Below are 24,795 nucleotides of genomic sequence, written 5' to 3' on the forward strand. Positions count from 1 at the left end.
AAAGAGCATCCCGGCAATTGACTATTGATGAAGGTAACATTTCTTTAAAATAAGATGAATTTTAGCAACAAACAGTCACCAACTGGTCTACTGCATCGAAAATCTCACCGTCGCTACCTGACCAGCGTCATCCATCACCAGCAGTTGATAATCCCCTTTAGTCGCCAGCCGTAGCGTAAGACGACGTCCACGTTCTTCCAGCCTTTCACCGTTAAGAAACCACCAGCGTTCACCGCTCCCACCACTGGTTTGCACCGGCAATGAGGCTTGAGCAGAACCGGGTAAACGCTTCACAATCGCGCCATCACGAATACCTGTCAACTGCAACGGCTGTGAAGCGTCTTGTCCCAGCGGCGGACACGTGGCAGAAACTGGCGGTAATCTCGCCCCACGGCGTTCTGATTCCGGTAGCCATGGCTCCAGCGGCAACGGCCAGACGATTAACGTTTGCTCGTGCGCCTGCGGGCAATCCGCCGCCACACGTTTGCCTTCATCATCCAGCCAGACAGGAAAACGAATGCCATTAACCCCTTCCTGCTCGGGCAATAATAACGTTGGCGGCTGACTGCCATCCAGTAACCAGGTTGCCAGACGGCGACGGCAGTTGCTGTCTCCTGGGGCAAGGGATTGCCCGCCCGGCCAGCACACCACGCCGCGACTCACGGAACCAGGGCGTGGATCTTCCGGCTGATTGGTCCCGCGAGAGAGCAAAAGATTGTTGACCTGAGTGAGCAGCGGCACGGCGCTGGCAAATCCAAACTGGCCCACCACCGGCGTTCCGTCTGGTCTGCCAGTCCAGATACCGATCACATAACGGGCGTTAACGCCAATCGCCCAGGCATCGCGATAGCCATAGCTGGTGCCCGTTTTCCACGCCAGCGGAACCACTCTACTCAGCGCGTTATCCGGCAGCGGTTGGGCTTCGTCGGCCATAATACGGCGAATAATCCACGCCGCGCCCGCCGACATCAACGGGCGTTCAAGCAGTGGGTCACCCGGCTGCAGACGCAGTTTTCCCGCTTTTCCCTGGCGGGCAAAGGCGCTGTACGCTGCGGCCATATCTTCCAGCCTTGCCCCCGCGCCACCTAAAATCAGCGACAGATTTGGCGCAGCCCCTGCGGGCAGATACAGCGGTAAGCCGACGTTACGTAACGATGCGGCAAAGCGCTTCGGACCATAGGCTTCGAGCACCTGCACGGCGGGTAAATTCAACGACCTTACCAGCGCTTCGCTCATGCTCACCGGGCCATGAAAACCGCTGTCAAAATTCCCCGGTCGATAATCTCCGGTTCGCCGCGGGACATCCTGCAACAACGAAGCGGGATGAATGAGTCCGTCATCCAGCGCCAGACCGTAAACAAACGGCTTCAGCACCGAGCCTGGCGAACGGATCGCATTCACCATATCCACATGACCAAAGCGGGAGTCGTCATTCATATCTACCGACCCCACCCAACCACGCACGCTCATATCGGTGTGATCGACCACAATCATTGCCAGCGAACTGCGTGCAGGTAAGCGCCCCTTCCAGTTCTGCGCCAGCTCTTCCAGTTGACGCTGCAATCCGGCATCAAGGGTAGTCACGATTTTATCGCTCCGGCTTTTTCCCAGCATCATGCGCGAGAATAACGGCGCTAACTGCGGCATTTGCCGGGGCGCCAGCCAGACTGGCTCTTCACGCGACTCCTGTACCTGTCTGGCAGGCCAAATGCCCTGGGTCGCCATACGTTCGAGCACTTTATTACGCGCCGCTTCAGCACGGTCCGGCCAACGGTCCGGGCGCAGGCGACTCGGTGCCTGTGGCAAAACAGCCAGCAGCGCGGCATCGGAGTAACTCAATTGCGCGGGTGATTTACCAAGATAGGCCCAGCTTGCCGCCCCCACACCCTGCAGCGTACCGCCAAACGGCGCACGGTTGAGATACAGTGTCAGGATGTCGCGTTTGGAGAGATGCCATTCCAGCTGCAATGCGCGCCAGAGCTGGCGAAACTTGCCGCCAAAGGTTCGCGGATGAGGATCGAGTAATCGTGCGACCTGCATGGTGAGCGTACTGCCGCCCGAAACCACACGCCCAGAGGAGAGGTCCTGCCATGCTGCGCGCAGTACTGAAAACGGATTAACGCCGGGATGCTTCCAGAACCAGCGGTCTTCGTAGTTAATTAGCGCCTCAAGGTAGCGGGGCGACACCTCATCAATCGTTACCGGATACCGCCAGATACCTTCGGCATCGGCAAAGCGCCAGAGTGGCGTACCATCATGTGCCACCACGACCCGCGCAGGATCGACTTCGTGCAAGGGCAGCGGCCAGATTTTATCTGCCGCCCAAACTGCCGCCACAATCAATAGCGCAACGGCTGCCAGCCAGAGCCAGCAGCCGCGTTTACCCAACCCGCGCATCATTTACGGTCTGACAATCAAAAGTCCCTCTGTCGCACCGGTCGCGCGCCACTGCGGAACATACATTGATTCCACCTGTGGGACGGGAACCTGGTAGGTCCCCGGCGTCACCGCTCGCGCCAGATACACCAGCGTAACCGGTTGTCCTTCATTGACCGCCACCGCAGCGACAAAGCGATCGTCACGGAACTCAACGTGCTGGATATCTGCCTGCTGCATCTGATTAAGCAGATTCGCCACTTCGCTGCCGCTATCCTGCAGGCTGGCGCTGCCGTTGGCCAGATTCTGGTTTTCCAGTTCCAGTCCTGCTGGCAGTAAGTCAACCACCAGTGCATCCGGCACATTCTGGCTGGCTTTCACCTCCAGCCAGACCAGCACCAGCTCGCCGCTGCGCAGCGAATCCAGCGATTTGCTGTTTCCGTCGAGCCCCAGGATTTGACGCTCAATATGCAGAACGTTGCTGGCAGGCGTCGGTGAGGTTTGCGGATAACCGCTCACATCCAGACGCAGCCACAGCGGTTGATTACCGGTATTGGTGACGCTCAGCGTAGACAGCGCATCGGCATCCAGATTACGCGTCTGTGATTTCTCCCCGGCTAACGGTTGCTCCGAGAATGACGTTTGCGCCTGCCATGTGCCTGGCAAGTCCTGTAACGTACGCGCGGCAAGGAACAACGCATTATTTTCCTGAGTCGAGAGCCAGCGCTGCCCAAAGGCCTGTTCTGACAACGTGTTCAGCAACGTATTCTGCACGTCAGGTTTGAGCTTGTTCTCTTCGAGCAAGGCCAGCATCAACGCGTTATCCCGCAACGCACTGCCGTAATCCGCCATCCACTGTTGCGTATCGCGGCGCGGCGTATTCAGCGCTAGCGTCAACGCCTGTTCACTGCGGTTAGCATCGCCCATATTTTTCAGCGCGATTCCCAGTTGTAACAGCGGTAAACCAGAGGCCGCTTGCGCACGACGCTCCCAGATCTCACGCAATGCGCCGAGCGGGGCTTTTTGCTGACGCGCCAGAACCAACGCGGCGTATGCTTGTACGGCAAACCGGCTTGCTGAAGAGTCGTCGGTATAGCGAATCGACAACATTCCTGGATCCTGCAAATAGCGCAGCAGCCGCTCGTTGCCACGGTTAATGACTTCTACCGGGACGCTGTAGCCCTGTTCATTTGCCCGAACGAGGAAATCCATGACATACGCGGTCAGCCAGTACTCTTCCGACCCGTTTTTATCCCACAGCGCGAAACCGCCGTTATCACGCTGCATCTGCACTAAACGAGAAATCCCAATATCGACTGCCGCACGGCGTTTTTCATCGCTGTCGCCCACAATACCTAACGCCTTCAATTGCGCAGCATTGGTGTATAAGGATGGGAACAACCCGCTCGCCGTTTGCTCCAGGCAACCGTAAGGGTAAGCCTTCAGTTCGCGGATATAACGCGCCAGATTTAGCGGCGGCTTACCGCTGAACAGCAGTTGTCCCTGCATCGTTGCAGGGGAGAAATTGGTCAGTTCTTCGCCCGGAAGCTGCCAGGTTGCGCCCGGCTGAAGTGCGACACCGTTATTAACGGTTTGCGCCGGGAACGCCGGACGCACGCCAATCTTCCACTGTTTATGCTGAACTGGCAGCGTTTCACCCGGTAAAGTCAGACCGCTAATTTCTGCCTGAATTTCGCCATCGCCAAACCCCTCCCGCGCACGCACTGGAATAAACAACGTAGTCCGTACGCCTGGTGCCAGATTTACCGGAGCAGGATCTTGCCCCATCAGCTCCAGTAAGCCATTGGACGCGAGCTTAATATTCAGCGTTTGCGGTTTGTCAGTCAGGTTAGTCACGTCCAGCGTCAGGCGCGAGGTATCGCCTCCCGCCAGAAAACGCGGCATATTCAGTTCAGCAATTACCGGCGCGGCAACAATCACCTTGCTTTCACTGCTGCCAAAGTCATCCGCCGTCCAGGCCTGTGCCATTACCCGTAGCTCGCCGTTGAAATCACCAATCGGTAGCGTCACCGTACCTTCGCCCTGCTCGTTGAGCGTAACCGGCAGCGCCTGTTGCGCCACGATATTGACGTGATTAACCGGTGGCTTACCGCCGCGTTTTAATTCATCGCCATCTCCACCAAAGCGCAGCGCCGCCAGCCGCCCTTGCCCTTCGATCACCTGGCCGTAAATATCATAAATATCCGCGCCATAGCGTTTTTGCCCGAAAAACGCCTGCCACGGATCTGGCGTGGCGTAATCGGTAATGTTCAACACTCCGCTATCAACAGCAGAGACCAGCACGTTAACCTGTTTTGGTACGTCGCCATTTTTGACGCTGGCTTTAATCTTGACGGTCAACGGCTGGTTTGGCCGTATTTTCGCCGGGTTTTCCAGCGCCAGCGCCAGACGACGGTTTTCATCACCTAACGGCAAATGCAGTAAACCGACCGCCCGTTTTGGCGTGGCCGAACGGGACTTGTCGCCAGGACGAACCACCAGCGCACTGAGATACAAATCGTGGCGATTCCAGGTTTTATCGATTGGGATGGAGATATCGAGACCATCCGCCGGTACGTCTATTTCTTGCCACCACAGCGGGCCTTCGCTGGATTCCACCATCGCATAACCTTTGCCAGCAGCGGGAGCGGCAACGTGCAGCTTCATGGTATCGCCAGGACGATAGCTGGGTTTGTCCAGTTTCAGAGTCACGCGATCGGGACGCACAGCCCCACTGCCGTCGCTGTTATCCTGCCAGCTATAACCTGCCCAGAAGCGTACGCTGCTCACCGCATCATTCGGGGCTTTCACTTCCAGACGATAGGCACCCCACTCAACCGGGAAGCTGACTTTACCGGTTTCATCGGCCTTAAGATCCAGGGTCTGCTCACCTTCAACCAGATCCTTTTGATCGAACTGAGATTGCCAGCCCTCGCCTTCAGACCAGTTCCAGTAGTAATCCCGGCGCTCGCGGATCAAACGCACCTGCAAACCGGACACCGCTTTTTTCTCGCCCTGCGCATCGGCATAAACAATGTCGAAAGCGGCGTTGCTGTTTTCATCAACGATAGGCTGATTCAAAGTGGTATCAGTGCGGTAGTCATAGACGGCTTTTGCCGCAAACTGCGGACGAATACCCGGCAGCGTGTCCGCAGGCCAGATGGCTTGTTCAGCCCGACGCGTCACCGGGCGGCCACCAGATTCCAGCAGGCTGGCTTGCAGGATCACCTGTAACGGAGAATGCGTCTCCTGCCATTGGCTGTTGGTGGTCACTTCGCCGCGACCGTGTTCATCCAGCGTAAGCTGAACTTCATCGAGGCTGCGGGACAGGTTTTCTTCGGCAATATTACCAAATTGGAACCCCGGCAATGCCTGCACCGCTTCGCGCAGCGGGCGCAGGAAAAGCTGTCCTTGCAGAGCATTGCCGTTAGCGGGCGCGCCGTACAGGTAGTAGCCCACTACCGAGAACTTCACTTCATCAGCCGGAGCTACCGGAATCTTATTAGCGGAGAGATTGAGTGCCATCCGCTCAGGCATAAAATCTTCGACGTGGAAATCCCACATCCGTGACTGGTTGTCGCCCGTATTAGCACGAATATGCCACATACCGGTTGGCGCGTTGGTGTCCAGCGGCCAGCTAAAGCGGTACAGACCGTTCTCCGGCTGGCTAACCACCGAACGTAACACTTGCCCGTCGGGCTTTACGACCTCCAGCTTCACCGGCTGGTCGGGCAACGTTTTGCCGTCGCTGTCACGCAGTAATCCGTTGAGGATCACCGTTTCGCCAGGACGATAGAGGTCACGGGGACCAAACATAAAGAACTGTTTGCTGTATCCCGGTGCACCGGCAATATCAAATTCAGCCAGATCCAACGCCGGGAGTTTCAAATCCAGCAGCGTGGTTTGCCCGTCTTTGCGGGCCAGCAATAAAGCCGCGTCTTTATCAGTCTCCAGTTTGAGATGACCCTGCGCGTCGCTGGTAGCCTGCGCCAGCGTCTGTCCTTTTTCGTTGAGTAACGTGACCTCAATACCCTGCTGCGCAGCGCCATTTTCCAGACTCTGTGTAAAGACATCCAGTTGATTATGGTAACGGTGCGCAGACACACCAATATCGCTGAGCGTGAACAGCGTAGCGGCATTACTGTAGTTGTATTGTCCAGCCTGATTCATCACCGCGATGTAAACACCTGCTTGCTGCAACGGCTTGATATCGCTCAACGGCAGCAGCAGCTTCTCACGGGTGTTACGCGCAGGATTGAGATCAAAGCGTCCGGTATACACCAGTTCCGCCATTTTCAGCAGATTGTCAGATTCCCAGTTCGTCAACGAATTGCGGTATTCCCACTGGCTGACAAATGCGCCGAGCGATTCAGGCTTCACGCGAAAGAAGTTCACATCCACGCTGTTAACGTTGAGGGCCATTACCGGCAGGCCTTCAATTACTTTTCCCGGCAGCAGCGAGCCGCGACTGGCAAACCCTACGCTTGGCTGTACATCGCGGGTGGTAATGTTTTTTTCATAATCAATAGCGAACGTCGCTTTATTCAGCGCCAGCAAATCACGCTCAATGGTCACCACCAGTTCCCGGTTAGGTTCCAGATGGCGTAAGCGCAGCTCTTTCAGATTTGGCGCCAGCTCCCAGGCACCATCCACTTTGCCGCTTTTTTTATCAACAACGTGCACGACGCGGGAAAAATCTTGTTCTGGATCGAGGGGAATGGAGAAGGTCAAAACGAGCGTTGCCGCACCGTCGAGCTGGACCTCTGAGGCATCCAGCAGCGTCAGCGACTTGCCCTGGCTTTGCTGCACCAGCTTTTGTAATTGAGCTTTATCTTTTGCTGGCGCAGTCTGTGGCGCAGGTGCATCAGGTTTCGCAGCCGTCGGTGATTTTTCGTTATTATTATCGCACCCGACCAGTGCCAGCATCAGCATGCAGGCCGCTACGCGTAAATGTTTCATTTTTCATCCCTGGCCGTAGTGGCCCGTTAGCTACGTAGAACAACTATTATGCGTCAGATTTCCGGCTGTGGAAGTCAGTAACTGAACAACGTTGTCTTAATTTAAGTGATTAATGTGGATTCACCTGACAAATCAGCCTGTTTTACTTGTCGCTTTACGGTAAACATCCGACAATTTGCCAAAACCTGGTAAAAATGGAGATGCCTATGACCACCGCCTTCTTTGTCGCTGCCGACTGGCTTGCCGAACACATTGACGACCCGGAAATACAAATTCTTGATGCCCGGATGGCACCTCCAGGACAGGAAGATCGCGATGTTGGCGAGGAGTATCGTGAGGGCCATATTCCTGGCGCAGTATTTTTTGATATTGAAGCGCTTTCCGATCATACCTCACCGCTACCGCATATGATGCCACGCCCCGAAGCCTTTGCCGTTGCGATGCGCGAGCTGGGCGTTGATCAGGATAAGCATCTGGTTATCTACGATGACGGTAATCTGTTTTCCGCGCCACGCGCATGGTGGATGCTGCGGACATTTGGCGTCGAAAATGTCTCCATTCTGGCAGGAGGTCTGGCAGGCTGGAAGCGCGATGAGCTAATGCTCAAGGAAGGCGATGAGGATTTACCTGAAGGTGAATTTAACGTGGCCTTTACGCCTGACGCAGTAGTGCGCGTTACCGATGTACTGCTGGCCAGTCATGAAAAAACGGCGCAGATCGTCGATGCCCGTCCGGCTGCGCGTTTTAATGGCGAAGTTGACGAGCCGCGTCCTGGTCTGAAACGTGGTCATGTGCCGGGTGCGCTTAACGTACCGTGGACAGAACTGGTTCGTGACGGCGAACTGAAAACCACCGATGAGCTGGATGCTATTTTCTTCAGCCACGGCGTGAGCTTTGACCGCCCTATTATCGCCAGCTGCGGCTCCGGCGTAACGGCTGCCGTCGTGGTGCTGGCACTTGCCACGCTGGGCGTTTCTGACGTCGCATTGTATGACGGCGCATGGAGCGAATGGGGAGCACGCAACGATTTACCGGTAGAACCGCAATTATAAAGCTGGAAAAGCCGGATAGCGCTTCGCTTATCCGGCCTACAATTTAGATAATCCGGTTCTGTTTAAAGTCGCGCAGGAAACCGCCCCAGCGGCGTTCGTAGAACGGTGCGATATGCTCAGTGATAAAGTGGCTCACGCCCTTCTCACCCTTCTTCACCTGGCAGATATCAATAGGTTCATCGCCCGGCAGCGTATCGGTCGCGACGCTGCCAGCAGCGTGGATGATCTCTTCAATATCCCCTTCTGCTTCAATACCAATCAGCAGATTCGGCTGGGCTTCCGCGCTTTCTTTGATTGAGCAGAGAAACGCGCGTTTTACCGGCTTAATGGTTTTAAACAGCGTAGTCAGCGAGTCAATCATTTGCGCCGGAGGTTCAGCGACTTCAGAGAGGATCAGCGATTCACCGCCTTCCAGTACTTCCTGGGTGCTGAGCGGATTCCCCTCTTCCCCCATCAGCAGGCTGATTTCACGCGGCATAAACTCTTTGCCGGTCGGCAGTTTCGCGTTGAGAAACAGCGTTTCGCCGAGCGTCATTTCAAACAACGTACGCACCGGCATAACGACAAATGCTTGCTCATCTTCCACCGCCTGCTGCAGGGCTTCCAGAGAGGTGAAGAACGGGATCACGGTCGTGCCGTCTTCTTTTTCCCAGTGCTGCAGGTCGAGAGCGCTGTCTTCAACCACCGCCTCGCCTTCTGATGCAGTACCCGGCACCCAGACTGTGGATTCCAGTAAAGTACGGAAAAATGCCGGACGATGCGCAGGCTCTGTTGCCGCTTGCTCCAGCAACGTTTCTAATTCGTTTTTTGTTTCGGACATAAGTATCACAAATTGGATGAATACATGTAGGCCGGATAAGCGTAGCGCCATCCGGCAATACAGTAATAAATTATGCGGTCAGCAGATTCGCAATCGTGCGCACACCCAGACCGGTTGCGCCCGCAGACCACTGCTCAACCGGCGCTTTGCGATAGGTTGCGGAGCAGTCGATATGCAGCCAGCCCTGCTGGTAGTTTTCCACGAAATGGGACAGGAAGCCCGCCGCGGTGCTTGCACCAGCCGGGTAAGCCGCGCTGCCGGTGTTATTCAGTTCGGCAAAGTTAGACGGCAACTGACTACGGTGGAACTCTGCCAGCGGCAGACGCCAGAACGGTTCGTTTTCTTGCGCCGCACTTGCCAGCAGGCGAGCAGCCAGCTGATCATCAAAGCTAAACAGCGCGTGGTAATCATTGCCCAGCGCGGTTTTCGCCGCGCCGGTCAGCGTGGCAGCATCAATAATCAGCTCCGGTTTCTGCGCGCTGGCATCGATCAGGCCATCGGCCAGCACCAGACGTCCTTCGGCATCGGTATTCATCACTTCAACTTTTTTACCGTTGCGATAGTGAATGATATCGCCGAGCTTAAAGGCGTTGCCGCTAATCAGGTTATCCGCGCAACACAGATACAGCTTCACGCGCTTGTTCAGACCACGGGTGATGGCAAATGCCAACGCGCCGGTGACCGTTGCCGCACCGCCCATGTCGGACTTCATTGAGTCCATAAATGCGCTTTGCTTGATGCTGTAACCACCGGAATCAAAAGTAATTCCCTTACCAACCAGGCAGGCATAAACCGGGGCTTCTTTGTCGCCTGTTGGGTTGTAGTCCAGCGCCAGCAGCACCGGCGGACGTTCAGAGCCGCGACCCACGGTATGCAGACCCATGTAGTTCTGCTCGCGCAGATCTTCACCTTTGGTGATGCGGTAAGAGACGTTATCGCACGCGACGGAGCACAGCAGATCAACAGCGCGCTGCGCCAGCTGTTCAGGGCCCAGCTCTTCTGCCGGGGCGTTAATGGTATCGCGCACCCAGTCAATAATCTTCAGACGGCTATCCAGCTCTTTGCGCTGCGCTTCGTCCAGAGCGGCCCACTCAACTTTGCGGGTGCCTTTTGGTCCCTTGTAGCCCTGCCAGAACGCCCAGCTACGTTCGGTATCCCAGCCTTCACCATCCAGTTGAACGTGTTTAATGCCCAGGCCGTCGATTTTACGCGCGGCACGCTGGATAAGGCCGAGGTCATCTTTTCCGTTCAGGTGCAGGGTAATGCCGTCATTATTAATGCTGTATGTCGCCTTTTCACCCCAGCGGGCATCGGCGGGTTGCGTGGAAAGCGTAATTTTCATGGCTTCTGTCATTTTATTTATCCTTATTTTCGCGCATACAGGAAAACGGGCCACCCGTGGGCAGCCCGTTGACTTATTCGGCTTCGTCCAGCCAGACCAGCAAAATGGCCTCAAGGATTTTTTCGTTCGATGCCTGAGGATCATCATCGAACTCTTCCAGGTCACAGATCCACTGGTGCAGATCGGTGAAACGAACGGTCTTGGGATCGAGATCGGGGAAAGCGTCATACAGCGCCTCGCCGATTTCGCGGCTATCGGTCCACTTCAGTCCCATACTACCCTCTGTTAATGCTCACGCGCATGATTGATTGTGTAACGTGGGATTTCGACCACTAAATCGTCCTCGGTTACCCGCGCCTGACAGCTTAAACGGCTCTCCGGCTCCAGTCCCCAGGCTTTATCCAGCATGTCGTCTTCTTCTTCTGTGCTTTCCGGCAAAGAATCAAAACCTTCACGCACGATGCAGTGGCAGGTAGTGCAGGCACAGGATTTTTCACAGGCGTGTTCAATCTCGATCCCGTTACGCAGGGCAACGTCGAGAATGGTTTCGCCGGTCTCAGCTTCCAGAACTGCGCCATCGGGACAGAGATCCTGATGAGGCAAAATAACAATCTTTGGCATATTAAACCTCGTCCACGGAATGGCCTTTCAGCGCGCTACGGACGGATTTGTCCATGCGGCGAGCGGCGAATTCCTGGGTTTGTTTGTCTACGTTTTTAATGGCTTGTTCTATCGCGTCAACATCGTCACCCTGTGCAACCTCGCTCAAGTGCGCGGCGGCGGTGTCGATAGCCTGACGTTCTGCGGCGCTTAACAGCGCGGCATCAGCGTTCAGCGCACCGGATAAACTTTCCAGTACGCGTGCCGCTTCGACTTTCTGTTCTGCCAGCATACGGGCTTTTACGTCCTGCTCGGCAAAACTCATCGAATCCTGAATCATGGAGGCGATTTCACTGTCGGTCAGACCGTAGGACGGTTTAACCTGGATTGAGGACTCAACGCCGGTGGATTTCTCCATGGCGGTGACGCTCAGCAGCCCATCGGCATCCACCTGGAAGGTCACGCGGATATGCGCGCCGCCTGCTGGCAATGCCGGGATGCCGCGCAGCGCAAAACGCGCCAGAGAACGGCAGTCCTGCACCAGTTCACGCTCGCCTTGCATCACGTGAATGGACATCGCGGTCTGGCCATCTTTAAAGGTGGTAAAGTCCTGCGCGCGCGCCACTGGGATAGTGGTGTTACGCGGGATCACTTTCTCCACCAGACCGCCCATGGTTTCCAGTCCCAGGGACAGCGGGATAACGTCCAGCAGCAGCATTTCGCTGTCCGGCTTATTCCCGACCAGAATATCCGCCTGAATTGCCGCACCGATAGCGACCACTTTGTCCGGGTCAATAGAGGTCAGCGGCGTGCGGCCAAAAAATTCACCGACGCGTTCACGTACCAGAGGCACGCGCGTTGAACCGCCAACCATCACAACTTCCAGCACATCTTGCGGCTCCACGCCCGCATCTTTCAGCGCGCGACGGCAGGCCAGCAGCGTACGCTTGACCAGTGCGGAAATGAGTTCATTAAAGGTTTCACGGGTGATTTCACCCTGCCATCCAGCCACGTTAACCGTTACAGAATCAGCGTCGCTAAGTGCGATTTTCGCTGCAATCGCGGCATCCAGCAGTTTACGCTGTACGCGGTTATCGCTGCGATCGGCCACGCCCGCCTGCTCGCGAATGTAATCGGCCAGCAGATGGTCAAAATCATCGCCGCCGAGCGCGGAATCACCGCCGGTCGCCAGCACTTCAAACACGCCACGGCTCAGGCGTAGAATAGAAATATCAAACGTACCGCCGCCAAGATCGTAGACTGCGATCACGCCTTCCTGACCGGAGTCCAGACCATACGCGATCGCCGCTGCGGTCGGTTCGTTCAGCAGACGCAATACGTGCAGGCCCGCCAGACGCGCGGCGTCTTTGGTCCCCTGACGCTGTGCATCGTCAAAGTAAGCCGGAACGGTGATTACCACGCCGTCCAGTTCGCCGGACAGCGATTCGGTAGCCCGCGCGGCCAGCGCTTTCAGAATATCAGCGGAGACGCGCACCGGATTAAGCAAACCGGCAGCGGTTTCAATCATCGGCAGACCGTTTTCGCTCGCCTGGAACGTATATGGCAGATGCGGGTAACGCGCCTGGATATCCGCCAAAGAGCGGCCCATCATGCGTTTTACCGAGCTGACGGTGTTTGCCGTATCCAACGCTGCATTGGCGCGGGCATCGTAACCGACAGAGTAGCCCTGCTGCTGATAGTGAACCACTGACGGCAACAGGTGGCGACCTTCATGGTCTGCCAGCGTTTCGGCCTGGCCGCTGCGTACGGTCGCAACCAGGGAGTTGGTAGTGCCTAAATCGATACCTACCGCCAGACGACGCTGGTGCGGCGCGGCGCTCAGACCAGGCTCACTAATTTGTAATAAGGCCATTTTCGCTTCCGGAAATTAAAAATCGAGCAGTTTTTCTTCGAGTTGTTCTGCACTGCTTCGCAGTTTATCGAGAAAACGCAGCTTACGCACGGTATCTGCTGCTGCGTCCCACGTCTCGCTATCCAGCTGTTCCACCATCAGTTGATGGCGAACGTTATACATTTCGCTGACGCGTTTCATAAACGCATCTAAACGTTGACTGTCTTTTGCCTGTTCAATCTCGTCCAGCTCTTCACGCAGCTCAAGTTGCTCCATCAGGAACGCGGTATCGCGCACCGTGTGCTGCTCGCTGCGGATATCAAAACCGTGTAAAGACAATAAGTATTCGGCGCGCATCAAAGGATGACGCAGCGTTTGCCAGGCCTGGTTGATAGTGGCGGACTGCGAAACCGCAGCAAGTTGTTCCGCCTGGGAACCGCTGGCGAATTTATCAGGATGATACTGACGTTGTAGATCCTGAAAACGTAGGCTCAGCGCCTGAGTATCGAGCTGATAACGGGCCGGTAAGCCAAAGAGGGTGAAGTAGTCCATAACATTCTCAGGGCATCGATTCTCTGTTGTTCGATGAGGCAAAACCAGAGAGTCAGGTAAAACAAACCCCACGCGCAGGCGACCACGGTGGGGTTATCAGTAAGCGCGTTACACGTGGAAGCTTTCGCCGCATCCACATTCGTCTTTCACGTTCGGGTTAGTGAACTTAAACCCTTCGTTCAGACCTTCTTTGACGAAGTCTAACTGCGTACCGTCGAGGAATTGCAGGCTCTTACCGTCGATCACGACTTTTACGCCTTTGTCTTCAAACACGGTATCTTCAGCCGCCGGCTCGTCAACAAATTCCAGTACATAGGCCATACCTGAGCAGCCGGAGGTTCTCACGCCCAGACGCAGACCAAACCCTTTACCGCGGTTTGCCAGGAAGGTATTTACACGCGCTGCTGCACTGTCGCTTAAGGTAATCGACATAATAAAACCTCAACTCTTAATTATTTTGCTTCACGTTTGCTTTTGTAATCCGCAATCGCGGCTTTAATCGCGTCTTCAGCCAGAATAGAGCAGTGAATTTTCACCGGTGGCAGTTCAAGCTCGTCGGCGATATCGGTGTTTTTAATCGCCTGTGCTTCGTCCAGAGATTTCCCTTTTACCCATTCGGTAACCAGAGAGCTGGAAGCAATAGCGGAACCGCAGCCGTAAGTCTTGAAACGCGCGTCTTCAATGATACCCTCATTGTTGACTTTGATCTGCAACTTCATCACGTCGCCACAGGCCGGTGCACCCACCATGCCGCTGCCCACGTTCTCGTCGCTGTTGTCAAAAGAGCCCACGTTACGTGGATTCTCGTAATGATCGATTACTTTTTCGCTGTAAGCCATGCTGAATTCTCCTTATCGGTACCGATTAGTGATGTGACCATTCAATGCTGTTCAGATCCACGCCCTGTTTGAACATTTCCCACAGCGGAGAAAGGTCGCGCAGGCGGCCGATGGAGTTGCGAACCAGATTGATGGCGTAGTCAATCTCTTCTTCGGTAGTGAAACGACCTAAAGAGAAACGAATTGAGCTGTGTGCCAGCTCGTCGGTCATCCCCAGCGCGCGCAGCACGTAGGATGGCTCCAGGCTTGCAGAAGTACATGCAGAACCGGAGGATACAGCCAGGTCTTTCAGAGCCATAATCAGCGACTCGCCTTCAACAAAGTTGAAGCTGACGTTGAGAATGTTTGGTGCGCCCTGCTCGAGGTCACCGTTGAGGTACACCTCTTCCATATCTTTCACGCCATTCCACAGACGGTTACGCAGACTGCGCAGGCGCGCCATCTCGGTTTCCATCTCTTCTTTAGCGATACGGTAAGCTTCACCCATACCGACGATCTGGTGCACAGGCAGCGTACCGGAACGCATACCGCGCTCGTGACCGCCGCCGTGCATCTGCGCTTCAATACGAATACGCGGTTTACGACGAACGTACAGCGCACCGATACCTTTCGGACCATAGATTTTGTGGCCGGAGAAGGACATCAGGTCAACTTTCAGTTGGCTCAGATCGATAGGCAGTTTGCCCACGCTCTGGGTCGCATCAACGTGATAGATGATGCCGCGAGCACGGCACATTTCGCCGATAGTCGCGATATCCTGCACCACGCCGATTTCGTTGTTCACATGCATGATGGACACGAGGATGGTGTCGTCACGCATTGCCGCTTCAAGTTCTTTCAGGTCGATAATGCCGTTACGCTGCGGGGCGAGGTAGGTAACTTCGAACCCTTCGCGCTCCAGCTGACGACAGGTATCCAGCACGGCTTTGTGTTCGGTTTTGCTGGTGATGATGTGCTTGCCTTTTTTCTGATAAAAGTTGGCTGCACCTTTAATCGCCAGGTTATCGGATTCAGTCGCACCGGAAGTAAATACGATTTCACGCGGGTCAGCGCCCACGAGGTCGGCAATCTGGTTACGGGCGATATCTACCGCCTCTTCAGCCTGCCAGCCGAAACGGTGTGAACGAGACGCTGGGTTACCAAAGTTTCCGTCCAGGGTCAGACACTGCATCATTTTCTCGGCAACACGCGGGTCCACCGGCGTGGTTGCGGAGTAATCGAGATAGATCGGTAATTTCATTGCTCTATAAACTCCGTACATCGCTTCAATGCAAGGAATCAGGCAACCGGCTGGATGTACGACCGAGTTAACGGGGTGTGTAGCACCCCGGCCTGATTCTAAAATACTTTTATTATGCGCGTAACTTAACGTCGATCGCGTCTTGAGCACGATTAGTGCGTGGAGCGTCATGGGTATGCTGGCGACCAGACACATCCAGGACTTCCTGATTATTTACCAGTTCGCCCAACGTAATGTTGTTGAGGAAACCGGTCAGACGATCGCTCAGATCGCGCCACAGCGCGTGGGTCAGGCATTTATCGCCGCCCTGACAACCGCCTTTGCCCTGGCAACGGGTCGCATCTACAGACTCGTCAACAGCGCTAATCACTTCACCTACTGCGATGCTGCCGGCATCTTTACCCAGCAGATACCCGCCGCCTGGTCCACGTACGCTGGAAACCAGACCGTTTTTACGCAAACGGGAAAACAGCTGCTCCAGATATGACAGGGAAATTCCCTGACGTTCAGAAATATCAGCCAACGGTACCGGGCCCGTTTCGGAGTTGAGCGCAACGTCCAACATTGCGGTCACGGCATAACGCCCTTTTGATGTCAGTCTCATGTCTTACTTAGCCTCAAACTCGCCCCTGCCCGGGGTTTTTTATTGTAAAATGGGGGTATTGCATAGCAGGGGCAAGTCTGACATTCCCGACTAAATCAGTCAACTATTTACTTGACTAATTTAGTCAGGTATTTAACCTTCAGTGCCATTTTCACTTGCCGGATGCGCTTCGCTTATCCGGCCTACGAATCGTGCGGCCTGTAGACCGGATAAGCGAAGCGCATCCGGCATTAGTACAGTTACTTGCTTTTATTCTGCTGCTCGATTGAAGCTAAAATCCCGCGCAGGATGTTCAACTCCTGGCTTTCTGGACGCGCACGGGTAAACAGACGGCGCAGCTTATTCATCACCTGCCCCGGGTGCCCTTCACGGATAAACCCGGTTGACAGCAGCGTTTGCTCCAGATGACCGTAAAAACGCTCTAAATCATCGACCAGCGGATACTCTGCTTCTTCGTAATCTACGGTCTTGTCGCTTTCCTGCGTCGCCAGCCAGGCCATGCGCACTTCATAAGAGATAACCTGCACCGCCATCGCCAGGTTGAGCGAACTGTATTCCGGGTTCGCGGCAATGGCGACGTGATAATGGCACTTCTGCAGCTCTTCGTTGGTCAAACCAACACGTTCGCGGCCAAACACCAGTGCCACCGGCGAGTTCGTCGCCTCAGAGACACTTTTTAAACCGCATTCACGCGGATCCAGCATCGGCCACGGCAGCGTGCGGGAACGAGCACTGGTGCCTACCACCAGGCTACAGCCCGCCAGCGCTTCATCGAGCGTATCGACGATCTGCGCGCTGCCGATCACATCACTGGCACCCGCTGCCAGGGCGATGGCCTGGGAGTCCGGTTTAACCAGTGGATTTACCAGCCACAGATTGGTTAAACCCATGGTTTTCATTGCGCGGGCTACAGAGCCCATGTTGCCAGTGTGAGAGGTTTCCACCAGCACGATTCGAATATTTTGCAGCATTGTATTTCTTCGGCTAAAGATTATTCGGGCATATTATCATAAAACGAAGACATATTCCGAACTCGCTGCTATACTCTGCGCCGTTTTCCCGTTCTTTAACATCCAGTGAGAGAGACCGATGCATCCGATGCTGACCATCGCCGTGCGCGCAGCGCGCAAGGCGGGTAATGTAATTGCCAAACACTACGAAACCCCAGACTCTGTAGAAACCAGCCAGAAAGGCAGCAATGATTTCGTGACTAACGTCGATAAAGCCGCCGAAGCGATTATTATCGAAACGATTCGCAAATCTTACCCACAGCACACCATCATCACCGAAGAAAGCGGTGAACATGTTGGTGAAGATTTGGATGTTCAATGGGTTATCGATCCACTGGATGGCACCACCAACTTCGTAAAACGTCTGCCGCACTTCGCGGTATCCATCGCAGTACGCATCAAAGGCCGTACTGAAGTCGCCGTTGTTTACGATCCAATGCGTAACGAACTGTTCACCGCAACCCGTGGCCAGGGCGCACAGCTGAACGGCTACCGTCTGCGTGGCAGCACCGCCCGCGATCTGGATGGCACCATCATCGCCACCGGTTTCCCGTTCAAAGCCAAACAGCACGCCGCTTCTTACATGAAAATTCTTGGCAACATGTTTACCGAATGCGCGGACTTCCGCCGCACCGGTTCTGCTGCGCTGGATCTGGCCTACGTTGCCGCAGCCCGAGTTGACGGGTATTTCGAAATTGGCCTGCGCCCGTGGGATTTCGCCGCAGGTGAGCTGATTGCCCGTGAAGCTGGCGCACTGGTTTGCGACTTTACCGGTGGTCATAACTACATGGCGACCGGCAACATCGTTGCAGGTAACCCGCGCGTAGTGAAAGCCATGCTGGCTAACATGCGTGACGAACTGAGCGATGCGCTGAAGCGCTAATCGTTGATGCCGGATGGCGGCTAGCGCCTTATCCGGCCTACCAGGGAAGTTCCCCGTAGGCCTGATAAGCGAAGCGCCATCAGGCATTCATCCTACAACAGTGCTAAAACGGTCTTATCCCTCGCCCTACCGGCACCGCACTCATCCACATCACTACCGCAGCAGCGATCAGCACCGCACCACCGGCTAATGCCAGCGTCGTCCAGCCAATCTGTCGCCACAATACCGGCGCTTTATGCCCGCTAAGTTTCACCGCCAGCGAGCGGAAACTGTGTACCAGCAGAGCCAGTGACGTAATCGTCAAAGAGGTTCCTGCCGCCATCGCCAGCGCCGACGCCATACCCCAGCTAAACACGCCAACCACTTTGCTGAACAGTAAAACCATAATGGCCCCCGAGCACGGGCGCATCCCCATAGACAGCACGATCATCAGCCGGGCGCGCCAGTCATCCCCGCTTCGCAACTGTTCAGGATCGGGCAAATGCTGATGCCCGCAGCCGCAACCCTCGTGATGCACATGATGCGGCGTGAAGGCAGTGAATTTTGGACGGCGCAGCAGCTGGCGCAATTTCTTCAGCGCACGGACGCACAATAAAACACCCAACACGCCAACCAGAGCATAACTCCCTTTCTCCAGCCAGAAACTACTCATATGTAGCTGTCGTGCAGGCAACTGCAAGATGGTAAGCACCACAACCACCAGTCCGATGGCGACCAGCCCCTGTAATAAAGATGAGGCCAGCGTCAGACCAATACTCGACTTCAGCTTCGAGGGATGCGTTGCCAGCCAGGTAGCAATGACGATTTTTCCATGTCCCGGCCCCAGCGCATGAAGAACGCCGTAGAGAAAACTAAACAACAACAGCGATCCCCCGGCCTGGGTCGGACTGGCGGCAACCGCTTTCAGCAATCCACTCATCTGTTGGTTAACATCGCGCTGCCAGACGACACTTTTCATCATCACCTGTGGCCAGGCCTGCCATAACCACAGTATGCCGCCTGCCGCCAGCAGCAAAAAGACCGCCAGCGGCCATAGCGTCAGCCAGCGACGTCTGGCTGCGCGTTGTTGATAAACTACTGACATTGCAGCGTCACCGTCTGTGCAAATTGTTTACCCAACTCCATATCCTCCGGCGGGGCGTCTTCTTTATCCAGCGACTGCGCAAAGCTCAGAGTTTGTTCATTCGGCGTCGGCGTATGTACTGAAATACGGCATTTCTGGCTTATGGCCTGCCCCAGCCTGACGTCGCTGTCTTTGTCATAGCTCATATCAACGTAGTAGGTCGGGTCGAAGGTTGAAAGGGTATATTTTTGACCACTCAGCGGCTGAGCTTCGGCCAGAGGTAGAACGAACGTCAGCACCGCCTGATGTTCCTCACGCTCCATGCCATATTCCGTCGGTCTGTTTTTAAACTTTACCTTTTTCCCGTCGTGCCACACTTCGGTGAAATAGTGCTGCCCGAGAACGTTGGCCATCACTTCCGCCGCCAGTTTCTTCCAGATCTCATCACCAGGTTTGGCATTTCCCGCATCGTAAAGCAGATCCGCCGAGGTAATTTCATCCATCGTCCAGCGCATTTTCAGCGCGACGAACTGGTCATTCTCGCTCACTATCTCAGTTTTCAGATGGATAAAGCTGTGGGGATGCGCGCCTGCGCCAAAGGACAGGACAGCGAGAAACAACGTGATAATGATACGTTTAACGCCTTGCATGAGTTCTCCACGATGAAAATCTACACCGCCACAAATAATGATGCCGGGTTTGGCGAAAGTGTGCTGAGGATACCATTGAACGAAAAAATATTGAGCACCCTTTTCCGGTATCGATTCAGTTCTCAATTTCGATAATTTCTTCTTCAGGAAATTCCCCCCAAACACCTTTTAGGCGTCAAAACTTAAGTCAAATGATAACAAAATGTTAATTGATGGTTTCATTTTAATATTTAATTAACACTTAATTTGAAAACCTGAATGTAAAACTATGCAAATTTAACCAATTGTTAACTATTTTATTTCCATAAATTCACAATAATGGGCATAGATCACATTCGTAAAACTTATGATTCATTCCCTCTTCCATTCATTGTTAACTTCACGCCGTGACATGTCCTGCCCCCTACGAAAGGTACAACTATGAAATTCAAACTCGCATTACTCAGTGCAACCCTGGTTTCTGCATGCATGTTGTCCGGCACGTCCTTTGCGGCGGAAAAATATGAAATTGCTGTGGTTGCCAAAGTCACCGGGATCCCATGGTTTAACCGGATGGAAACCGGCGTAAATGAAGCAGCAAAAAAACTGGATGTGAATGCTTACCAGACCGGGCCTTCAACGCCGGACCCGGCGCAGCAGGTGAAAGTGATTGAGGATCTGATCGCCAAAAACGTTAATGCGATCATCGTGGTGCCGAATGATGCCAAGGTCCTTGAGCCGGTACTGAAAAAAGCGCGCGATAAAGGCATCGTGGTGCTGACGCACGAATCCCCGGATGAGCAAATTGGCCAGTGGGATATCGAAACCATCGACAGTGAAAAATACGCCCAGGCCAACGTCGATGAGTTAGCGAAAAATATGGGCGGCAAAGGCGGATATGCCATCTATGTTGGTTCGCTGACAGTCCCACTACATAACGCGTGGGCGGATTATGCAATTAAGTACCAGAAAGAAAAATATCCGGAAATGTTCGAGGTCACTTCACGTCTGCCGGTCGCGGAAAGCATCGATAAATCCTACGCCACAACGCTGGATCTGATGAAAACCTACCCGCAGATGAAGGGCATTATCGGCTTCGGTTCACTGGGTCCAATCGGTGCGGGTCAGGCTGTGCAGAAAAAACGCGCCAAAGACAAGATCGCCGTCGTCGGGATCGCCATGCCAGCACAGGCGGCGCCTTATCTGATGCGCGGTGATATCAAAAAAGCGCTGCTGTGGGATCCAAAAGACGCGGGCTACGCGCTGGTCACCGTTGCCGATCAGCTGTTGCAGGGCAAAGAAGTGAACGCCGATCTGAGTATCGATGGTTTAGGGAAAGCCGATATCGACACGGAGAAGAAAGTGATCCGCTTTAACAAGATCCTCGAAGTCACCAAAGACAACGCACAATCACTTGGTTTCTAAGGCTTTAGCCAACACCAGGGAACCTTAACGCCGACCGTCTGGTCGGCGCTATCAACCAAACTAACACTCAGCGTCCCCCCGGACGCGCGCAGGGGTATTGTCCATGGCAGACACCACCGCATTTATCACTCTTGAGAATATCAGCAAACAATTCCCGGGCGTGCTGGCGCTGGATAACGTGAATCTGACGCTGAGAAAAGGCGAAGTTCACTGTCTGGCGGGTCAAAACGGCTGTGGTAAAAGTACCATTATTAAAGTGATCTCCGGGGTTTATCATCCGGAAAAAGGCGCGCAGATTTTACTCGACGGAAAACTGTTCCATCATCTGACGCCGCAGCTCTCTTCCCATTATGGCATTCAGGTTATTTATCAGGACCTGTCGTTGTTCCCCAACTTTAGCGTCGCAGAAAATATCGCGGTCAACCGCTATCTGCCGGGTGGCGATATCTGGGTGCGTCGTGGCGCCATGAAACAGCAGGCGCTGGCAGCCATGAAACGTATTGGGGTGAATATCGATCCCGATAAAAAAGTTGAAAAACTCTCAATTGCGGATCGACAGCTGGTCGCCATTTGCCGGGCGATTGCCGCCGATGCGCGTCTGGTGATTATGGACGAGCCCACCGCCTCGCTAACCCGCCAGGAGGTTAATGGCCTGCTGCGGGTAGTTAATGAACTGAAAGCGGCCGGAATTTGCGTCGTGTTTGTCAGCCATCGTCTGGATGAGGTGATGGAAGTGGCTGACCGCATCAGCGTAATGCGCGACGGTAAACTGGTGGGCACATACCCTGCCAGCGAACTCGACAGCCACGAGCTGGCCTTCCTGATGACCGGACAACGCTTCCACTACAGCCCGTTGCCGGAAAGGCCCGCGATTGAGCAAGAGCCGCTGCTTGAGCTGCGCAATCTGAGCCGCAGAGGCAAATACCAAAACATTAATCTGTCGCTGCACGGCGGCGAGATCGTCTCCATTGTTGGTCTGCTGGGTGCCGGGCGCACTGAGCTTTGTCTGAGCCTGTTTGGTATGACGCACCCGGAAAGCGGCGAGATTCGCATTAACGGTCAGCCGGTTACTCTGCGCAATAACCATGACGCCATCCAACACGGGATCGGCTATGTCTCAGAAGATCGCCTGACGCAGGGGCTGATCATGGAGCAGTCGATCTATGACAACACCATCGTCACGGTGTTTGATCAACTGCACACCGGTAGCGGCCTGCTCGATCATCGTAAAGCGCAAAAGCTGGTCGCCGATTTAATCCGCGAACTGAATATCAAAGTGTCCGATCCGCACCTGCCGGTCAAAACCCTTTCCGGCGGTAATGCCCAGCGTATCGCCATTGCCAAATGGGTGGCGACCAATCCCCGCATCCTGATCCTCGACTCGCCTACCGTCGGCGTGGATATCGCCAACAAAGAGGGTATTTACCAGATAGCCCGCGATTTGGCTGAACAAGGTATGGCGGTGCTGATGATTTGCGATGAAATCCCGGAAGCGTATTACAACAGCCACCGTGTGCTGGTAATGCGTCGCGGCAAGCTGGTGGCGGAATTTAATCCTCATCAATGCCGTGAAGAGGAGATTGCTGAAGTGGTCGAGGTAATCAATGAATAAGATGCATCTCTCCCGTTTAATCGGGCAACATGAGTTCTGGCTGTGCCTGCTGGTTGTAGCCCTTGCCGTTGGGCTGAGCATCAGCACCGACGAGTTCTTGTCTTTGGGGAACCTGACGGATGTGGCCACCAGCTACGCGATTCTCGGCATCCTGGCCTGTGGGCTGTTTGTAGTGCTGATTTCCGGCGGGATCGACATCTCATTTCCGGCGATGACCGCGATAGCCCAGTATGCAATGGCCAGTTGGGTTATCGGTCACGGCGGCAACTTCGCGCTGGCGTTAATCATCGCCATTGCGGTGGGCCTGCTGCTTGGGCTGATCAACGGTTTTCTGGTCTATTGGCTACGCGTTCCGGCAATCATCATTACCATCGCGACGTTGAACGTCTACTACGGTCTGCTGGTTTACGCCACCAAAGGCACCTGGCTGTACGGCTTCCCGGACTGGTTTATGAACGGCATTAACTGGTTCTCGTTCACCGCAGCGGATGGCTACGACTACGGTTTGACCCTGCCCCTGCTGTGCCTGGCGGCGGTGATCATCTTTACCGCCGTGCTGATGAACTATACCCGTCTTGGCCGTCAGGTTTACGCCATGGGCGGCAACCGCGACGCGGCCTCGCGCCTTGGGCTGAATCTGCTGAAGCTGCATTTTTACGTCTATGGCTACATGGGCATTCTGGCAGGCATTGCCGCCGTGGTTCAGGCACAAATCACCCAGTCAGTTGCGCCCAATTCACTGCTCGGCTTTGAGCTGACGGTGCTGGCGGCGGTAGTACTCGGCGGAACCAGCATGAGCGGCGGGCGCGGTACGTTGACCGGAACCCTGCTCGGCGTGGTTCTGCTGGCCTTCTTACAAAATGGCCTGACGCTGCTCAGCGTCTCCTCTTACTGGCACACCGTGTTCAGCGGCGCCATTATCCTGGTCAGCATTAGCGCCACGGCCTGGAACGAAAAACGCAAACTGGCAAGGGAGCTTTGAGATGAAAACAATCGCCAGATTTTTACCCGGTGATGCCATCATTCGTCTGCAATGCGTGATTATTGTGGTCGTCGCCCTGGTCTTCTCGGCCCTGCTCGGCAGCCGTTTCTTTAGCGTCGCTAACTTCCAGTCGATTGGCTCACAGCTACCAATCCTCGGCATGCTGGCCCTCGGGATGGGCATGACCATGCTGACCGGCGGCATTAACTTGTCGATTATTGCCGGGGCGAACGCCTGCTCGCTGGTGATGGCGGCGATTATCGTCACCCATCCGGATAACCCGCTGTTTCTGGTGCTGGCGCTGCTGGCAGGCGCTGCCGTGGCGGTGGCTATCGGCACGCTCAACGGTGTGCTGATTGCCTGGGTCGGGGTCTCGCCTATTCTCGCCACGCTCGGCACGATGACGCTTATCTCCGGGCTGAATATTCTGCTTTCCAACGGGACGGTGATTTCCGGTTTCCCGACCGCCATTCAGTACCTTGGTAACGCCACGATTGCCGGTGTTCCGGTGGCGCTACTGCTCTTTTTCCTGGTGGCAATCCTGCTGTGGGTACTGCTGGAACACACCACGCTTGGGCGCAGCCTGTATCTCGTTGGTTCCAATGAACAGGCTACCCGCTACAGCGGCGTGAATACCGTGAGGGTACAAATTTCGGTGTACGTGATTTCTGCCCTGCTCGGCTGGGTCGCCGCCATTTTGATGATGGCGAAATTCAACTCAGCTAAAGCCGGATACGGTGAATCCTACCTGCTGGTCACCATCCTTGCCTCCGTCCTCGGCGGTATCAACCCGGATGGCGGCTTCGGGCGCATTATCGGCCTGGTGCTGGCACTGATTGTGCTGCAAATGCTGGAAAGCGGCCTTAACTTGCTGGGGGTCAGCAGCTATCTGACGATGGCGCTGTGGGGCGCGGTGCTGATCCTCTTTATCGCATTACAGAATCGTAAAGCCTGA

21 protein-coding genes are annotated in these 24,795 nt (G+C 54.9%); 6 read left to right on the forward strand and 15 right to left on the reverse strand.

Translation table 11 applies throughout. From position 1 onward, the window contains the following. Positions 1-87 precede the first annotated feature (87 nt). Together pbpC and OGX92_RS05380 are read right to left on the reverse strand one after the other, a co-directional pair. The gene (gene pbpC, locus OGX92_RS05375) at positions 88-2,400 is read right to left on the reverse strand and encodes a peptidoglycan glycosyltransferase PbpC (protein ID WP_149281453.1); all 2,313 of its coding nucleotides are present in this window, start codon (positions 2,398-2,400) and stop codon (positions 88-90) included. Next, positions 2,401-7,335: an alpha-2-macroglobulin family protein gene (locus OGX92_RS05380; RefSeq protein WP_267391171.1), complete on the reverse strand. Its 4,935-nt coding sequence runs from the start codon at positions 7,333-7,335 to the stop codon at positions 2,401-2,403. 206 nt (positions 7,336-7,541) lie between these two features. Between OGX92_RS05380 and sseA the strand changes: the two genes are divergently transcribed. Then, positions 7,542-8,387 (forward strand): 3-mercaptopyruvate sulfurtransferase, encoded by an 846-nt coding sequence (gene sseA / locus OGX92_RS05385; RefSeq protein WP_063941712.1) that lies wholly within the window; start codon positions 7,542-7,544, stop codon positions 8,385-8,387. A gap of 43 nt (positions 8,388-8,430) precedes the next feature. Here sseA and sseB read toward each other — a convergent pair whose 3' ends face one another. The 11 genes from sseB to trmJ form a co-directional block, all read right to left on the reverse strand. Next, positions 8,431-9,207, reverse strand: coding sequence for an enhanced serine sensitivity protein SseB (sseB, locus tag OGX92_RS05390; protein ID WP_063941713.1), 777 nt, complete (start codon positions 9,205-9,207; stop codon positions 8,431-8,433). 70 nt (positions 9,208-9,277) lie between these two features. Continuing rightward, positions 9,278-10,561, reverse strand: coding sequence for an aminopeptidase PepB (gene pepB / locus OGX92_RS05395; protein ID WP_008785461.1), 1,284 nt, complete (start codon positions 10,559-10,561; stop codon positions 9,278-9,280). A gap of 61 nt (positions 10,562-10,622) precedes the next feature. Next, the gene (gene iscX, locus OGX92_RS05400; protein WP_003037694.1) at positions 10,623-10,823 is read right to left on the reverse strand and encodes a Fe-S cluster assembly protein IscX; all 201 of its coding nucleotides are present in this window, start codon (positions 10,821-10,823) and stop codon (positions 10,623-10,625) included. An 11-nt stretch (positions 10,824-10,834) separates the two neighbouring features. Beyond that, on the reverse strand, positions 10,835-11,170 hold the full coding sequence (gene fdx / locus OGX92_RS05405) for an ISC system 2Fe-2S type ferredoxin (protein WP_003037690.1): 336 nt from the start codon (positions 11,168-11,170) through the stop codon (positions 10,835-10,837). A gap of 1 nt (position 11,171) precedes the next feature. After that, entirely contained in the window at positions 11,172-13,022 is a 1,851-nt protein-coding gene (gene hscA, locus OGX92_RS05410; protein WP_125112734.1) for a Fe-S protein assembly chaperone HscA, read from the reverse strand. 15 nt (positions 13,023-13,037) lie between these two features. Next, on the reverse strand, positions 13,038-13,553 hold the full coding sequence (hscB, locus tag OGX92_RS05415) for a co-chaperone HscB (RefSeq protein WP_003835201.1): 516 nt from the start codon (positions 13,551-13,553) through the stop codon (positions 13,038-13,040). Positions 13,554-13,661: 108 nt separating this feature from the next. After that, positions 13,662-13,985, reverse strand: coding sequence for an iron-sulfur cluster assembly protein IscA (iscA, locus tag OGX92_RS05420; RefSeq protein WP_003835203.1), 324 nt, complete (start codon positions 13,983-13,985; stop codon positions 13,662-13,664). 20 nt (positions 13,986-14,005) lie between these two features. Next, positions 14,006-14,392, reverse strand: a complete 387-nt coding sequence (iscU, locus tag OGX92_RS05425) for a Fe-S cluster assembly scaffold IscU (protein WP_002913991.1) — start codon at positions 14,390-14,392, stop codon at positions 14,006-14,008. Between the two features lie 25 nt (positions 14,393-14,417). Then, complete coding sequence (iscS, locus tag OGX92_RS05430) at positions 14,418-15,632, reverse strand: cysteine desulfurase (protein WP_003835233.1); 1,215 nt, start codon at positions 15,630-15,632, stop codon at positions 14,418-14,420. A gap of 112 nt (positions 15,633-15,744) precedes the next feature. Next, entirely contained in the window at positions 15,745-16,236 is a 492-nt protein-coding gene (gene iscR / locus OGX92_RS05435) for a Fe-S cluster assembly transcriptional regulator IscR (RefSeq protein ID WP_003037674.1), read from the reverse strand. Positions 16,237-16,475: 239 nt separating this feature from the next. Further along, on the reverse strand, positions 16,476-17,207 hold the full coding sequence (trmJ, locus tag OGX92_RS05440) for a tRNA (cytosine(32)/uridine(32)-2'-O)-methyltransferase TrmJ (protein ID WP_003835235.1): 732 nt from the start codon (positions 17,205-17,207) through the stop codon (positions 16,476-16,478). 118 nt (positions 17,208-17,325) lie between these two features. On the opposite strand from trmJ, the gene suhB reads away from it, so the two are divergent. Further along, positions 17,326-18,129: an inositol-1-monophosphatase gene (gene suhB / locus OGX92_RS05445; RefSeq protein WP_003835237.1), complete on the forward strand. Its 804-nt coding sequence runs from the start codon at positions 17,326-17,328 to the stop codon at positions 18,127-18,129. 103 nt (positions 18,130-18,232) lie between these two features. On the opposite strand, the gene OGX92_RS05450 is transcribed toward suhB, so the two are convergent. Next, on the reverse strand, positions 18,233-19,213 hold the full coding sequence (locus tag OGX92_RS05450; RefSeq protein ID WP_003835239.1) for a nickel/cobalt transporter: 981 nt from the start codon (positions 19,211-19,213) through the stop codon (positions 18,233-18,235). Next, entirely contained in the window at positions 19,204-19,842 is a 639-nt protein-coding gene (locus OGX92_RS05455) for a DUF1007 family protein (protein ID WP_003835241.1), read from the reverse strand. The genes OGX92_RS05450 and OGX92_RS05455 overlap by 10 nt, the downstream gene beginning before the upstream one ends. A 420-nt stretch (positions 19,843-20,262) precedes the next feature. On the opposite strand from OGX92_RS05455, the gene OGX92_RS05460 reads away from it, so the two are divergent. The 4 genes from OGX92_RS05460 to OGX92_RS05475 all read left to right on the forward strand — a co-directional run bounded on the left by OGX92_RS05460 (position 20,263) and on the right by OGX92_RS05475 (position 24,795). Beyond that, positions 20,263-21,246, forward strand: a complete 984-nt coding sequence (locus OGX92_RS05460; protein WP_003037665.1) for an autoinducer 2 ABC transporter substrate-binding protein — start codon at positions 20,263-20,265, stop codon at positions 21,244-21,246. A gap of 103 nt (positions 21,247-21,349) precedes the next feature. Beyond that, the gene (locus OGX92_RS05465; protein ID WP_008785466.1) at positions 21,350-22,858 is read left to right on the forward strand and encodes a sugar ABC transporter ATP-binding protein; all 1,509 of its coding nucleotides are present in this window, start codon (positions 21,350-21,352) and stop codon (positions 22,856-22,858) included. Beyond that, complete coding sequence (locus OGX92_RS05470) at positions 22,851-23,840, forward strand: ABC transporter permease (protein WP_286586307.1); 990 nt, start codon at positions 22,851-22,853, stop codon at positions 23,838-23,840. Before OGX92_RS05465 ends, OGX92_RS05470 begins: the two co-directional genes overlap by 8 nt. Before the next feature lies 1 nt (position 23,841). Next, the gene (locus tag OGX92_RS05475) at positions 23,842-24,795 is read left to right on the forward strand and encodes an ABC transporter permease (protein ID WP_286586308.1); all 954 of its coding nucleotides are present in this window, start codon (positions 23,842-23,844) and stop codon (positions 24,793-24,795) included.

This window comes from Citrobacter sp. Cpo089, assembly GCF_030332695.1.
Taxonomy (GTDB): Bacteria; Pseudomonadota; Gammaproteobacteria; order Enterobacterales; family Enterobacteriaceae; genus Citrobacter; species Citrobacter portucalensis.

Excerpts from the sequence above, each read along its gene's own strand:
- iscX (WP_003037694.1), bottom strand. The coding sequence starts at position 10,823 with ATGGGACTGAAGTGGACCGATAGCCGCGAAATCGGCGAGGCGCTGTAT.
- OGX92_RS05455 (WP_003835241.1), bottom strand. The coding sequence starts at position 19,842 with ATGCAAGGCGTTAAACGTATCATTATCACGTTGTTTCTCGCTGTCCTG.
- iscS (WP_003835233.1), bottom strand. The coding sequence starts at position 15,632 with ATGAAATTACCGATCTATCTCGATTACTCCGCAACCACGCCGGTGGAC.
- OGX92_RS05450 (WP_003835239.1), bottom strand. The coding sequence starts at position 19,213 with ATGTCAGTAGTTTATCAACAACGCGCAGCCAGACGTCGCTGGCTGACG.
- iscU (WP_002913991.1), bottom strand. The coding sequence starts at position 14,392 with ATGGCTTACAGCGAAAAAGTAATCGATCATTACGAGAATCCACGTAAC.
- iscR (WP_003037674.1), bottom strand. The coding sequence starts at position 16,236 with ATGAGACTGACATCAAAAGGGCGTTATGCCGTGACCGCAATGTTGGAC.
- sseB (WP_063941713.1), bottom strand. The coding sequence starts at position 9,207 with ATGTCCGAAACAAAAAACGAATTAGAAACGTTGCTGGAGCAAGCGGCA.
- pepB (WP_008785461.1), bottom strand. The coding sequence starts at position 10,561 with ATGACAGAAGCCATGAAAATTACGCTTTCCACGCAACCCGCCGATGCC.
- hscB (WP_003835201.1), bottom strand. The coding sequence starts at position 13,553 with ATGGACTACTTCACCCTCTTTGGCTTACCGGCCCGTTATCAGCTCGAT.
- fdx (WP_003037690.1), bottom strand. The coding sequence starts at position 11,170 with ATGCCAAAGATTGTTATTTTGCCTCATCAGGATCTCTGTCCCGATGGC.
- sseA (WP_063941712.1), top strand. The coding sequence starts at position 7,542 with ATGACCACCGCCTTCTTTGTCGCTGCCGACTGGCTTGCCGAACACATT.
- OGX92_RS05475 (WP_286586308.1), top strand. The coding sequence starts at position 23,842 with ATGAAAACAATCGCCAGATTTTTACCCGGTGATGCCATCATTCGTCTG.
- trmJ (WP_003835235.1), bottom strand. The coding sequence starts at position 17,207 with ATGCTGCAAAATATTCGAATCGTGCTGGTGGAAACCTCTCACACTGGC.
- OGX92_RS05460 (WP_003037665.1), top strand. The coding sequence starts at position 20,263 with ATGAAATTCAAACTCGCATTACTCAGTGCAACCCTGGTTTCTGCATGC.
- hscA (WP_125112734.1), bottom strand. The coding sequence starts at position 13,022 with ATGGCCTTATTACAAATTAGTGAGCCTGGTCTGAGCGCCGCGCCGCAC.
- iscA (WP_003835203.1), bottom strand. The coding sequence starts at position 13,985 with ATGTCGATTACCTTAAGCGACAGTGCAGCAGCGCGTGTAAATACCTTC.
- suhB (WP_003835237.1), top strand. The coding sequence starts at position 17,326 with ATGCATCCGATGCTGACCATCGCCGTGCGCGCAGCGCGCAAGGCGGGT.
- OGX92_RS05380 (WP_267391171.1), bottom strand. The coding sequence starts at position 7,335 with ATGAAACATTTACGCGTAGCGGCCTGCATGCTGATGCTGGCACTGGTC.
- OGX92_RS05470 (WP_286586307.1), top strand. The coding sequence starts at position 22,851 with ATGAATAAGATGCATCTCTCCCGTTTAATCGGGCAACATGAGTTCTGG.
- pbpC (WP_149281453.1), bottom strand. The coding sequence starts at position 2,400 with ATGATGCGCGGGTTGGGTAAACGCGGCTGCTGGCTCTGGCTGGCAGCC.
- OGX92_RS05465 (WP_008785466.1), top strand. The coding sequence starts at position 21,350 with ATGGCAGACACCACCGCATTTATCACTCTTGAGAATATCAGCAAACAA.